This is a genomic window from Pseudomonas cremoris (assembly GCF_014230465.1).
The window spans coordinates 493,566-507,069 of record NZ_JAAXCY010000005.1; the positions used below are offsets into that span (position 1 = coordinate 493,566).

At 61.9% G+C, this 13,504-nt stretch carries 10 protein-coding genes; 5 read left to right on the plus strand and 5 right to left on the minus strand.

Annotated elements, in window-relative coordinates:
• The first annotated feature begins 29 nt into the window (after positions 1-29).
• The 5 genes from HF257_RS15475 to HF257_RS15495 all read left to right on the plus strand — a co-directional run bounded on the left by HF257_RS15475 (position 30) and on the right by HF257_RS15495 (position 6,508).
• The gene (locus HF257_RS15475) at positions 30-2,543 is read left to right on the plus strand and encodes a TonB-dependent receptor (RefSeq protein ID WP_185706970.1); all 2,514 of its coding nucleotides are present in this window, start codon (positions 30-32) and stop codon (positions 2,541-2,543) included.
• Positions 2,544-2,686: 143 nt separating this feature from the next.
• Positions 2,687-4,549 carry a phytase gene (locus tag HF257_RS15480; RefSeq protein ID WP_185706972.1) on the plus strand — a complete coding sequence of 621 codons (1,863 nt, stop codon included), beginning with the start codon at positions 2,687-2,689 and terminating at the stop codon, positions 4,547-4,549.
• A gap of 47 nt (positions 4,550-4,596) precedes the next feature.
• A complete protein-coding gene (tolQ, locus tag HF257_RS15485; RefSeq protein WP_185706974.1) occupies positions 4,597-5,289 on the plus strand; it encodes a protein TolQ in 693 nt (230 codons plus the stop codon).
• A gap of 14 nt (positions 5,290-5,303) precedes the next feature.
• Entirely contained in the window at positions 5,304-5,750 is a 447-nt protein-coding gene (gene tolR, locus HF257_RS15490) for a protein TolR (protein WP_185706976.1), read from the plus strand.
• Positions 5,747-6,508 (plus strand): energy transducer TonB, encoded by a 762-nt coding sequence (locus tag HF257_RS15495; protein WP_185706978.1) that lies wholly within the window; start codon positions 5,747-5,749, stop codon positions 6,506-6,508. Before tolR ends, HF257_RS15495 begins: the two co-directional genes overlap by 4 nt.
• Positions 6,509-6,513: 5 nt before the next feature.
• Here HF257_RS15495 and HF257_RS15500 read toward each other — a convergent pair whose 3' ends face one another.
• The 5 genes from HF257_RS15500 to HF257_RS15520 form a co-directional block, all read right to left on the minus strand.
• Positions 6,514-8,634 (minus strand): TonB-dependent receptor, encoded by a 2,121-nt coding sequence (locus HF257_RS15500; protein ID WP_185706980.1) that lies wholly within the window; start codon positions 8,632-8,634, stop codon positions 6,514-6,516.
• Positions 8,635-9,224: 590 nt separating this feature from the next.
• Positions 9,225-10,169, minus strand: coding sequence for a D-isomer specific 2-hydroxyacid dehydrogenase family protein (locus HF257_RS15505; RefSeq protein ID WP_185706982.1), 945 nt, complete (start codon positions 10,167-10,169; stop codon positions 9,225-9,227).
• Complete coding sequence (locus HF257_RS15510) at positions 10,166-11,335, minus strand: acyl-CoA dehydrogenase family protein (RefSeq protein WP_185706984.1); 1,170 nt, start codon at positions 11,333-11,335, stop codon at positions 10,166-10,168. Before HF257_RS15510 ends, HF257_RS15505 begins: the two co-directional genes overlap by 4 nt.
• Positions 11,336-11,460: 125 nt before the next feature.
• Positions 11,461-12,144, minus strand: coding sequence for a peroxiredoxin-like family protein (locus HF257_RS15515; RefSeq protein WP_185706986.1), 684 nt, complete (start codon positions 12,142-12,144; stop codon positions 11,461-11,463).
• Positions 12,141-13,499, minus strand: coding sequence for an LLM class flavin-dependent oxidoreductase (locus HF257_RS15520; RefSeq protein ID WP_185706989.1), 1,359 nt, complete (start codon positions 13,497-13,499; stop codon positions 12,141-12,143). Before HF257_RS15520 ends, HF257_RS15515 begins: the two co-directional genes overlap by 4 nt.
• Positions 13,500-13,504 lie beyond the last annotated feature (5 nt).

Consider the following 13,504-nt stretch of genomic DNA (forward strand, 5'->3'; position numbering starts at 1 on the left):
GGCGCCAACGGATTCTTGGGGAGGATTTCATGTACAAGCGCACCGGGTTCGTCAGCTTCACGCTTACCGCCTTGGCCCTGGCGATTGCCAGTGAGCGATTGAATGCGGCCGAGGCGGCCACCACCGAGCATGTCGAGGTGGTTGGCCAGGCGGCCGCCATCGATTCGGCGCTGAAAGAACAGCGCACCTCCGACAGCATCAAGAGTGTGGTGCATGCCGACGGTGTGGCTCAGTTGCCGGATGAAAACGTCGCCGAAGCGGTGCAGCGCCTGCCGGGTGTCAGCGTCGAGCGCGACCAGGGCGAAGGGCGCTTCGTCAGCGTGCGGGGCCTGGGCCCGGACCTCAACAGCGTGACCATCAACGGCACGCTCGTACCGGCCCCGGAAAGCGCACGGCGTGCCGTGGCCCTCGACGTGCTGCCATCGGAACTGGTGCAGTCGCTGTCGGTGATCAAGACCTTGACCCCGGACATGGACGCCAACTCCCTCGGCGGTACTGTCGACGTACAAAGCCTCTCGGCGTTCGATCACAAAGGCCTGTTCTACACCGGCAGCAGCGAAGCCAGCTACGACAAGAACACCCACCAGACCAGCCCGAAATTCTCCGGCGCGGCCAGTAACCGTTTCAGCCTCGGCGACGGCATCGACAACTTCGGCGTGGCTGCCGCGCTGAGCTGGCAGAAGCGCGACTTCGGGTCGGACAACGTCGAAACCGGCGGCGCCTGGGACTTCACAAACGGCGCCAAGCTCAATGAGTTCGAACAACGCGACTACGACATCAGCCGCGAGCGCGCCGGTGGCGGCCTCAACTTCGACTACAAACCGGATGATGTCAGCAGCTATTACCTGCGCACCCTCTACAGCCGCTACAAGGACACCGAAACCCGCAACTCCACCAGCATCGAATTTGCCGACCCGCTGGCAGCCGGAGAGTTGGGCGATGCCGAGGCCAAGTGCAAGCTGAAAAACCGCGAAGAAACCCAGGAAATCCAGTCCTACGTATTCGGCGGCGAACGCATGCTTGGCCTGTGGACTCTGAGTGGCCAGGCCGGCTACAGCCAGTCCAGCGAAGACAGCCCGGGCCATATCGCCGGGGCGACCTTTGATGGCGGTGACTTTGCCAACAGCGGTTTCTACGACAACGGCAAGCCGCGCCCGATCATCGGCGCAGGCTTCTACGACGCCAGCAACTTCACCCTCGACAAAGTCGACTGGGAAAAACAGAACACCAAGGACACCGAGAAAAACCTGCGCCTGGACCTGGCCCGCGACTACGACCTTAGCGGCTACGCCTCCCAGTTCAAGTTCGGCGGCAAAGTCAGCCGGCGCCACAAGAGCAACGACCTGGAAGCCTGGACCTACAAGGACTTCGATACCCTGGGGTTCAGCGCCGACCAACTCAACCTGACCCAGTTCCAGAAGGGTAGCGTCGATTATCGCCTGGGCAACTTCGGCCCCGGCATCAGCCCGAGCAGCATCAAGCAGTTGATCGGCGGCCTCAACGCTGCGGACTTCTATGACGAGACCGAGTCGCGGGTCAACGACTTCACCATCCGCGAAGACATCAACGCCGGCTACTTCATGAACACCATCGACGTCGACGATTGGCGCTTCATCGCTGGCCTGCGTTACGAAGGCACCGAGTTCGATGCCAAGGGCACCGGCGCCACCGATGGCGTGTTCACCGCCACCGAAACCAAGCGCCGCTACCACCACTGGCTGCCCGGCCTGCATGCACGCTACCAGATCGACAAGAACACCCAGGTTCGCGCAGCCTGGACCAAATCCGTGGTGCGCCCGACGTTCGGCCAACTGGCACCGGGTTTTGTGATCGACGATGACGAAGCCACCTTCGGCAACCCGGACCTCAAGCCCCTGGAGTCGAGCAACCTGGACCTGGGCATCGAGCACTTCATGGGCCGCGCCGGGACCGTGTCGGCGTTCGTGTTCTATAAGGACATCAAGAACTTCGTCTACAACACCGACCTGGCCGGTACCGGCGCCTGGATCAACTTCTCCGAGGCCCACACCTACGCCAACGGCGACAGCGCCAAGCTCTATGGCCTGGAACTGGCCTACTCACAGAAGTTCGACTGGCTGCCGGCGCCATGGAACGGTCTGTTGGTCGGCGCCAACACCACCTTCAGCCGCTCCAGCGCGGATATCGAAGGTTTCGACAGTGCCAGCGGCACGAACCGCAAGCGCAACATCAGCCTGCCGAACCAGTCGGACACCGTCGGCAACCTGATGCTCGGCTGGGAAGACGACAAGCTCAGCCTGCGCCTATCGGCCAACTACAAGTCGGCCTACCTGTACGAGCTGGCCTCGATCAACGACAAGGCCCATGACCTGCACGTCGATGCGCAAACCTTCGTCGATTTCAGTGCGCGCTATTCACTGACCAAGAACCTGCAAGTGAGCTTCGAGGCGCAGAACCTTACCGATGAGTCGTACTTCGTCTACACCGGCCACCGCAGCTACAACGGCCAGTACGAGGAGTACGGCCCGACCTACAAGCTGGGCCTGACCTTCACTCATTTTTGAATTCAACACATTCCAAGTGTGGGAGCGGGCTTGCTCGCGAATACGGTGGGTCAGCCAACTGATTTTTCGCCTGATACACCGCTTTCGCGAGCAAGCCCGCTCCCACATTGGATCTCCATTGTTTTTAAAGGATTTAGCCGTACATGAGAATTTCCAAGTTGTACCTGCTGATCGCATTGGCAACCTGTGGTCATGCCGTTGCCGCCGATTTAGCCCTGACCCCTTGGGCACCTAACCTGAATGCCGAAGCCATGGCGTTCCTGAACACTAACCAACGCCTCACCGCCAGCCCCCGCGACGGCCTGCAACTGGTGGACGTCAAAGGCACCGAGCTGGCGCGCTTCAAAGGCAACTTCAGCAGCCTCGACACCCGTGCAGCAGGCAGCCAGGCACTGGTCGCCAGCCTCGACAACGATCGCCAGCAAGCCCTGCTGATCAGCCTTGACCCGTCGACCAAAACCTTCGGCAAACCGCTCTACCTGCCGACCCGCGATTACGCAGTGAACGGCCTGTGCCTGTACCGCGACGCCGCCGCCAACCTGTTTGTGTTCCTGGTAGGAGAAGAGGGCAAAGGCGAGCAATGGTTGGTAGGCAACGATGCGACCTTGTTGAACGAAGCCCAGCGCGTACGCGGTTTGCCGCTGCCACCTTCGGCGCAGTTCTGCCAAGTGGATGATGCCGCCAACCGTTTGGTGGTGAATGAAGAAAACGTTGGCTGGTGGGCCTACCCGGCACACCCGGAGGCCGATGTGAAACGCACGCCAATCGCACTGTTCGACACGCCAAAACGCGAAGCTGGCGCCATGGCGCTGGTGCCGGGCGGTGTGATCGCGCTTGATCCAAAGGCCGCCCGACTGCACCTGTTCCAGCAAACCGGTGAGCGCTGGGCCGAGCAGTCCAGCTTGAGCCTGCCAGGCCTTAAAGAGCCGGAACAACTGAGCATCAATGGTCAGCAGGTACTGGTCCGTGACGACGACACCGGCAAGCTCTATCAGGGCAAGCTGAACTGGCAGGCCACGCCGGTGCTGGTCGAACCGGTGATTCCTGAAGTCGCGGCCGTGCGCCAGACCGACCCAGTCGGTCGTCAGGGCGATGCCGCCGATGACCCGGCGATCTGGATTCACCCCACGCAACCGTCGAAGAGTCGCGTGCTCGGCACCAACAAAAAACAGGGACTGCTTGCCTACGACCTCGACGGCAAACTGCTGCAGGAACTGGCCGTCGGCCGCCTGAATAACGTGGATGTGCGCCCCAACTTTAAGTTCGGCACGCACATCGTCGACCTGGCCGTGGCGAGTAACCGTGATCACAACAGCCTGAGCCTGTTCAGCATCGACCGCACCACCGGTGAGCTGCGTGAAGCCGGCGAAGTACCGACGCCCCTCAAGGCCATCTACGGCATCTGCCTGTTCCAACCCGCCAGCGGCGAGATCTACGCCATCGCCAATGACAAGGACGGCACCTTCCTGCAATACCGCCTGAGCGCGCCGGACGGCCGTGTGCAAGGTGAGTTGGTGCGCCAATTCAAAGTCGACAGCCAGCCCGAAGGCTGCGTGGCCGACGACCAGCGCCAGCGCCTGTTTATCGGTGAAGAAGATGTCGGTGTATGGGCAGTGGATGCCCGTGCAGACCAACCGGCCACGCTCACCAGCGTGATCAAGGTGGGGCCGCAGCTGCATGCGGATGTGGAAGGGTTGGCGCTGTACCAGAGCGACAAGCGCGATTACCTGGTGATCTCCAGCCAAGGCAACGACAGCTACCTAGTGGTGGACGCCGAACCGCCGTTCGCTGCCCACGGTGCCTTTCGCGTCGGCCTGAATGCCGCTGCCGGTATCGATGGCGCTTCGGAAACCGATGGGCTTGAAGTCACGGCGATCAACCTTGGCGGGCCGTGGAGCAAAGGCATGCTGGTGGTGCAGGACGGGCGCAAGCGCATGCCTGAGCAAACCCAGAACTTCAAGTTCGTGCCCTGGGCCGAAGTGACCCGCACGCTGAATTTGCCGTGATCGGTCATTACCCGGTCATCACTTTTTTGTTCGAATAGGAGTTCAACATGCACGCGACGATGGAACATATGACGATCTGGGGCCTGATCAGTGACGCGAGCCTGTTGGTCAAGGCGGTGATGGTCACGTTGCTGCTCGCTTCGCTGACCAGTTGGTACCTGATCATCCAGCGCGGCAGCGTGCTGCGCCGCCTGGAACGCCAGTTGAATGAGTTTGTGCAGCGCTTTCGCTCCGCGCCCGACTTGCAGCCCCTGTACCGCGAAACCGTGCAGGCGGGCGAGGGCGGTATCGCGCCGATCTTTATCGCCGGCGTGCAGGAATACCAGCAACTGCACAGCCATGATCCGGCGGTGTTGGAGGGTGTGGAGCGTGCCTTGCAGGTGGCGATCACCGAGCAGGAAATCGAGCTGGAAAAAGGCCTGCAATTCCTGGCGACCGTGGGTTCGGTCAGCCCCTATATCGGTTTGTTTGGCACGGTGTGGGGCATCATGAATTCGTTCATCGGGTTGTCCCAGGTGCAACAGGCCACGCTGTCCACCGTAGCGCCGGGTATCGCCGAGGCGTTGATCGCCACGGCCATCGGTTTGTTTGCGGCCATCCCGGCGGTGATCGCTTATAACCGCTTTGCAGCCCGTGGCCAGACCTTGCTGACGCGCTACTACGCCTTCGGCAATGAGCTGCAAGTGCGTCTGCATCGCACCCTGCGCGGTACGCCGATCAACCTGGCCGTGGCCGCCTGAACAGGAGCAAGACCATGCTGACCAGGCCGCAACGCAAGCACGGGCCCAAGGCCGAGATGAACGTGGTGCCTTACATCGACGTGATGCTGGTGCTGTTGGTGATCTTCATGGTCACCGCGCCCATGTTGACCCAAGGCGTGAAGATCGAGCTGCCCAAGGTCGCCGCCGAGGCACTGGCCACCGACACCCGCCAGCAGATCCTCACGTTATCGGTGAAGGCCGACGGCGGCTACTACTGGAACCTCGGCGGCGAGCTCGACACCCAGCACCAGACCGACAGCGCCGTAAGCCTGGAGGAAATGGGCACCAAGGTCATGCAGGTGGTGGCGGCGCGCAATGATACCCAGGTGTATATCCGCGCCGACGACAACGCCGGCTACGGCCGTGTGGTCGCGGCCATGGCGGTGTTGCAAAAAGGCGGTGTGAGAGACCTGGGCCTGGTGACCGAGGCCCCGCAATGACGGCGATGATCATGCACAGTCCAATGCTTGCGATGGCGCCCCGGGACACGTCCGGGTTCTGGAGAAACAGCTTGGCCGCCAGCGTCGCGGTGGCGCTGCATGTGGGGGTGTTGGCCGCGCTGATGCTGGGCTGGTCGACGGACAAACCGGTGGCTGAAGCGCCTCGGGTGATGCACACCCAGTTGGTGATGCTGCCGCCGGCACCGGCACCCGTGCCCGAACCGGTGGCCGTTGCAGCACCGCCAGCGGAGCCTGTCGTCGCTCCTGCCCCCGCCAAACCCGTAGTCGATCCACAGATCCAGGCGCAAAAACTCGAAAAAGCCGCTTTGGCCCGCAAGCGCGTCGAGGAGAAAAAGGCTGAGCAGCAACAAGAGCGCCTGGCGGCCGAACAGCGCACTCAGGAATTGGCGCAACAACGCTTGGCCCAGGAGCGCCTGGCCGCTGAACGCGCACGTCCTGCTGCCCCGGCGCCTGCTCCGGCTTTTGATAGCCGCCAATACCAACCCTTGAGCAAGGAGGCGCCGGACTACCCCGAGCGCGCCCTGGACAAAAACATCGAAGGCGACTGCACGGTGGAGTACACCGTCAACACCCAGGGGCGCGTGGAAAACCCCAAGGTGCTCGACGGCTGCCATCCGCTGTTCATGCGCCCGTCACTCGCGGCGGCGAACACCTTCCGCTACCAGCCGAGGATCGTTGAAGGCAAACCCGTTCCCGTACCGGCGGTGCGCAATACCTTCCACTACCGCATCAAATAATTCCGTCAGAGGTCGTAGCGCACCGACAGCAACAGGGTGCGCGGATCGTTGACCGAGTAGTAGCGCGCGCCGCTGGAGGGCACGTAGCCCACCGATTGTGGGTAGGCGCGGTCGAGTAGGTTTTTCACCGCCAGGGTGGTGGTCCAGTGGCCGTCGCCGCTGATGTAGCGGGTGTTGGCGTTCCAGAAGGTTTGCTGCGGCACTTCCTGGATATCGTCGTTCAGCGCGTTGGCGTAGGACTTGGTCTGGAACTGCGCATCGGTGCCCGCCAGCCAGGTGCCCGGCAGTCCGGCCGGAATGGTGTAGTTCAGCCCGACACTGGCGTTCCAGCGTGGCGAGAACACCAGCTGCTTGCCGTTGGCGTCCACGCCGGCACCGCTGGCGTTCTGGAAGTCGTCGTACTGGCTTTCGAGGTAGCCGATGTTGGCGGTCAGTTGCAGGTCACGGCTCAGCGCGGTGAGGGTTTCCAGCTCCACGCCGTACGTATGGGCCTGGCCGACGTTGGTGCGCAGGCTCACACCCAGCGCTGGGTCGTAGGCGTTGGTCTGCAGGTCTTTGTAGTCGTTGTAGAACAGCGCGACGTTGGCCCGCAGGCGCTGGTCGAAAAAGTCACCCTTGAAGCCGGTTTCCCAGGTGGTCACGTCCTCTGGCGAAAACGCCTGCTCGGCCGCTGCGCGGGTTGGCGCACGGTTGTCATAGCCGCCAGCCTTGAAGCCTTTGGCCACGTAGGCGTATTGGTTGAGGTGCGCAGTCCAGGCGTATTCAAAGCCGATTTTCGGGCTGGTGGATTGCCACGACTTGCTCGACTCGGCAGTAAAGTTGGTGCCGGTAATTTCCCGGTTGGTGTTGATCGCGTAGTTGGTGAAGTCGAAATTCTTGTGCTCGCGGGTAAAGCGCAGGCCGGCAATCAGCGACAATTGCGGGGTGATCTTATAGGTGCCCTGGCCGTACAACGCGTAGCTTTCGGTGTTGGTGGTGCTGTATTGGCCCTGGCCGATCACGCGGTTGCGCGCGATGGAATAGGTGAGGTTGTCGCGGTCGGCATCAAAGCGTTCGCGGTACAGGTACAGGCCGGTGCTGAAGCTGAAATCGTCGTAGTCACCGTTGAGCTGGAATTCCTGGGTGGCGTAGTTCTGCTTGTAGAGGATCAGGTTGTTCTGGATCAACGCGGCTTGGCCGGAGTTGTCGTAGTCCACCGGCTGGTTGAAGGACGACCAGGCGGTGACCGACTTGAAGTTCAGGTGGTCATCGATCGCGTAGATCGCCCGCAACACCGAGCTGCCTTGGTCGAGACGGTTTTTCGGGTCGAGGCTGCTGTAGCTCTTGAACTTGTCGAAGTGGCCGTTGGCATCGAACGGTGAATAGCTGGTGGTGTCGCCGCGGTCGAAGGTACCGGCCAGGGTCAATTGCACATCCCACGGCGAGTCTTCGGGTTTGTAGCGCAACTTGCCGCGATAGGACTGGATATCGACGTTGTTCACATCCTTGTCCCGTGTCGGGTTCGAGACGGTGCCGTCGCGTGTCAGGCGGATCGCCGAGAAACTGCCGAACAGGGCGTTGTCCACCAACGGCCCGCTGATCAGGAAGCGGCCGTTCTGCGCGTTGTAATTGCCGGCACCCAGCTCGACGAATCCACGGGTTTCCTGGTTCGGGTCACGGGTGATCACACGAATCGCGCCGGCGCTGCTGTTGCGCCCGTACAGCGTGCCTTGGGGGCCGCGCAGCACTTCGACGCGCTCGACGTCGTTGAAGTCGAGCATCGAGGAAATGGCGCGGGGGATGTAAAGGTCGTCAGCGTAGACCGCGACGGCGGCTTCCTGGATCGGGTCGGTTTCACCAATGCCGCGAATGCCGTAGGTTTGCGCGCTGTAGGAGATCGACTGGCGGCTGAGGGTCAGGTTGGGCACCTGGCCGGACAGGTCGCGCACGCTGCGGATCTGCTTGTCTTCCAAGGTCTTTTCGTCGAACGCGGAAATCGCCAGCGGGGTTTTCTGCAGGTCTTCGCTGCGGTGTTCTGCCGTGACATTCACCACCGGCAGGGCGACGTCATCGGCGTGGGCGTAGACGCCGAACAGGGCGAGGGAAACGGCGAGGGTGAGGCGATTGGGCGCGAGGGTATGGCTCATGGTGGACCCCTGAGAAAGTGATGGTTGGCAAAGCCTCCACCTGGTCAGGGGTCGGTGCTGGAGGTAACAATATGGATATGAAAGGCGTTCGTAAAAGTCCGTTTTGTTATATGTTAAGTATAAATAATATGCATTTTATTGGTGCGTAAAATGCGTTTGGCTGATTATGTTTTAAGGGGTCCGAATGCCCAATGTGGGAGCTGGCTTGCCTGCGATAGCTTTGTGTCAGGCGCTGGAGGGGGTTGCGCGGAGTACATATCCGTTGTTTCGGTGACGGCCGCTATAGGTTCCGCTCTTACAGCGGCTCACTTTTGAACAGCGCAAAAGTAAGCAAAACGCTCTTGCCCCACCACTCGGCACCTCGCCTAGGCTCGGTGTGCCCTCTCTCCGGCCAGCGTGGTTTAACGGGGCGCCTGAGATCTAGATCAAAAGCCAAATCAAAAGCCAGAGCAGACCGCTGTCTGCCTGATAAATGGAGATCCAAAAGTGGGAGCGGGCTTGCTCGCGAATGCGGTGTGTCAGTCAACTCATTCATTGACTGATTCACCGCATTCGTGAGCAAGCCCGCTCCCACATTTTTTTGAATGGCCTCAGGCGTTGGCTAGGTTTGCCAGTTCGCTGCCGCCCACATACCGCTCCAGATTCGCCAAAAACGTATCCGCAATCTCATTGCGACTATTTGTCGAAATCGCCGACGTATGCGGCGACAACCTCACCCTCAGGTGCGTGTACAACGGATGCCCATCCGGCAACGGTTCAGGCTCGGTCACGTCCAGCGAGGCCAGCCCGACTTGGCCGTTATCCAGCGCTTGCAACAACGCTTCCTGGTCCAGCAACCCACCCCGTGCAATGTTGATCAGATGCAGCCCCGGCTTGGCACTGCCCAGTACATCGCGGTTGATGATGTTGCGTGTGCTCTCGGTCAACGGTGCGGCCACTACCAGGTGATCGGCGCGGGCGAACAGGTCGTGGATGTCCTTGGCGGCTTCCACGCCTGCGCTGAACGGCGCCTGGCTTTGGCGCAGCGCCACAACGTTGATCCCTAATGCCAAGGCCTTTTGCGCCAGGCTCTCGCCGATCGCGCCAAAGCCAAGGATGCCCAGCGTGGTGCCCTTGAGCGGCCGCAACGGGGTGAAATTCCACTGCGAATCCTTCACCCAGATATCCGGCAAATGCTTGGACGCCGCGAAGATCGCGGCCAAGGCGAACTCGGCCAGGTTGTCGGCGGCACTGCCGCGTGAGGTGGTCACGGGAGGGCCGTTGAACAGCCACTGCGGGTAGAAGTCGATGCCCGACGACACCAGGTGCACCCACTGCGCACCGTACGGCCAGCCCGGCGGCGGGGTGTCCGGGGCGGTGTAACCGCGCACGTTGATCGGGCGCGCCAGCAGGATATTCGCCTGGGGTGGCAGGTCGCTCGGTACGCCGGCCGGTACGCCGATTACCTGGGCGTCGGGGTGAATGGTCTTGAGGCGCTCGCGGATCACTTGGTTGAAATCTTCGTCCAGCTGGCTGGCGATAATCACCTGGGTCATGTGCGTTCCTTCTGGCGTTGGGCGAAGACGGCCTTGCCGACGCCTTGCAACACGGCGTCGTTCTGTGGGGTATGTACGCGGCTGCAGAGCACGTCGCGGTAATGGCGTTGCAGCGGGTTCAGACGCGACAGGCCGGGGTTGCCCGAGGCTTCGATGGCCAGTTCCACGGCGCGAATCGCGTTGTTGGTCACCAGGTACTTCAACTGCGCGGCATTGGCTGCCGGGGTGTGGCCTTCGGCGGCGGCGTCGAGCAGGCTGCGGTTGGCGAACAGCAACGTGTCGATATGCCCGACGGTTTCCTGGAAGCGCGGCAACGTGGACAAGGCGGCGCCGAGGTTGGACGGTGCGCGTTCTTCCAGCCAGTTCACCAGCCAGTCTCGTGCAGCATGGGCCACGGCGTCGTACACCGAGGACAGCAACACCGACATCCACAGGAAGCCTTCGCCATCCAGTTCCGGTGACGGCGCGCTCCATGGGCTGACGCTGACGGCGTGGTCCAGCGGCACCAGGACATTGTCGAGCACCACTTCATGGCTGCAGGTGGCGCGCATGCCCAAGTGATCCCAGGTGTCGATGATGGTCACGCCGGGGCTGTCTTTGGGTACCAACCAGGCGCCCACCAAAGGGTCGGCGTCATCGCTGCGGCCCCACACGCTGAACCAGGTCAGGCCGTGGCTGCCGGTGGAGTAGATCTTGCGTCCGCTGATGCGCCAGCCTTCGGCGGTACGCACGGCGGTGGTTGCCGGCAGGCCGCCACGGGCCGGGGTGCCGAGGTCGGGTTCAACGCGCAAGGCATTGATCAATGCACCGTTGCGCACCGCGTCTTCGGCCACTTGGGTGCGCAGGTGCGCGGGCCAGGTCTTGCTGTCTTGCAAGCGCGTGTGTTGCAGGTATTGCATCACCAAGATCAGCGCGGTGGAGGGTTCACCCTTGGCAATCGCACTGATCGCCTTGCGCGCCTGGGGCAAGCTGGCACCGCCGCCGCCGAGGGATTTGGGCACGGTGAGCGCGACCAGGCCGTGTTCGTGCAGCAGTTTGAAATTGGCGTGGGGGAAGGCGCCGCTCTCGTCATACAGGTGCGCGGTGCTGGCCAGCTCGGCGCTGAGGCGTTCGAGCAGGGCTTCGAAATGGGCGACTTCCACGGAGCGTAGAGACGGTTGGGTCATAGGAATGTACTCGGTCAAAAAATGTGGGAGCGGGCTTGCTCGCGAAAGCGGTGTGTCAGGCAACTGATTCACTGGCTGGTCCACCGCATTCGCGAGCAAGCCCGCTCCCACATTGGATTGTGGGCTTAGATGGCCAGGCGTACGGGCTGCTCGCCCAGTAGGCGCTCCACCACCTGCAACACCGGCTCAGCCTCCGTACGCACCAACCAGTCCGGGCTCACCTCCACAAACGCCACTGTGCCGTCCTTGGCAATCACCACCACCGTCGGTTGCGGCAACTCCCACGTTCCGGTGCCGGTGGTCTCGCCAATGCTGGTGCCCTTGGCCAGCGCTGCATTACGCGACGCTTCGTCAAAACTGTAGAGAATGCCCAGGCGTCGTCCGAGGTTGTTGTCCTTGTCGCTGGCCACCAGCAATTGCAGGTTATGCCGGGTCTTGATCTCCACCAGGCGTTCAGGCACTTGCGGGCTTACCGCTACCAGCGGCACACCCAGTTCACGCAGGCGCGGGTAAAGCTGGCGCTCGTAATAGGGCAGGGCGATGTTGCACGCCGGGCAGCCGGCAAAGCGGAAGAAAATCAGCACCGCCGGGCCGTCGGCCAACAGCAGCTCGCGGTTGAGTTCGCCGCCTTCCACGTTGAGCAAGGTAAACGGGTCCAGCTCATCGCCCACCTGCACGTAGTCGTCTACCCGTGCTTCATCCACCAGGCGTTGGCGCTGGTCGATGTTGACCTTCAATGACTCAGGGGCCCACGTGGCGACGCGTTCGGCGTGCAGGTCTGCTAACTGACGGTTGAGGGATTCGCTCATGCCAGCGCCTCCTGTTTGTCTTCAACCTCGGCCGCCACGCTGTAGCGGTTGGCCGGCACGTCCAGGCCCAGGTTGTCGCGCAGCGTATGGCCGGTGTATTCGGTGCGGAACAGACCGCGCTGTTGCAGCACCGGCACCACCAGTTCGGTGAAGTACTGCAAGCCGTCCGGCAGCACCGAGTTGATGATGAAACCGTCGCTGGCGCCACGCTCGAACCAGGTCTGGATCGCATCGGCGACTTGCTCCGGGGTGCCGACAAAATCACGCTTGGGCCGTGAGAAACGCAGGGCCACTTCGCGCAGGGTCAGGCCTTCGTCCTTGGCCAGTTGCTTGATGCGGTCGGAGCCGCCGCGCTGGCTGTTGGAGCCCAGGTCGCCCAGTTCCGGGAACGGCGCGTCCAGCGGATATTTGCTGAAGTCGTGGTCGTTGAACGGGCGGCCAAGGGCGACGATGGCGTCTTCCACGGTGACCAGGTCCACGGCCTGCTGATAACGACTTTCCACCTCGGCTTCATCACGGCCGACAATCGGGCGGATACCCGGCAGGATCGACAGGCTCTCGGGGTCACGGCCAAAACCCTTGGCGCGACGTTTGAGATCCTGTGAATACGCCAGGCCTTCTTCGATGCTCTCCACGTGCACAAAGATCGCGTCGGAGTTTTCGGCGGCAAAATTACGCCCGTCTTCCGAGGTGCCGGCCTGGAAAATCACCGGCTGGCCCTGGCGCGAACGCGCAATATTCAGTGGGCCTTTGACCGAGAAGAACTCGCCTTTGTGGTTCAGTGCATGCAGTTTGCTCGGAGTGAAAAACTCGCCGCTTTGCTTGTTGTAGGCAAAGGCGTCGTCTTCCCAGGAATCCCACAGGCCTTTGACTGCGTTCACGTGTTCTTTGGCGATGCGATAGCGCACGGCATGCGGCGGGTGTTCGGCCTTGCCGAAGTTGTCGGCGGTGCCGCTGAGCCACGAAGTGACCACGTTCCAACCGGCGCGACCGCCGCTGATATGGTCCAGGGACGAGAACTGACGTGCCACCTGGTAGGGCTCGGTGTAGCTGACGGTCACGGTGGCGACCAGGCCGATGTTGCTGGTAATCGCGGCGAGGGCCGAGAGGATGGTCAGCGGTTCGAAACGGTTGAGGTAGTGCGGGCTGGACTTGGCGTGGATATGCAGGCTGTCGGCGATGAACACAAAGTCGAATTTGGCGGCTTCGGCCAGTTCAGTCTGCTGCTTGTAGAAACCAAAACTGGTGCTGGCATTCGGTTGGGCGTTCGGGTGGCGCCATTCGCCCCAGCCGTGACCCACTCCGTGGACCATGGCGCCGAGCTTCAAGTGGCGTGGCTGCTGTGACTTGCTCATGTAAT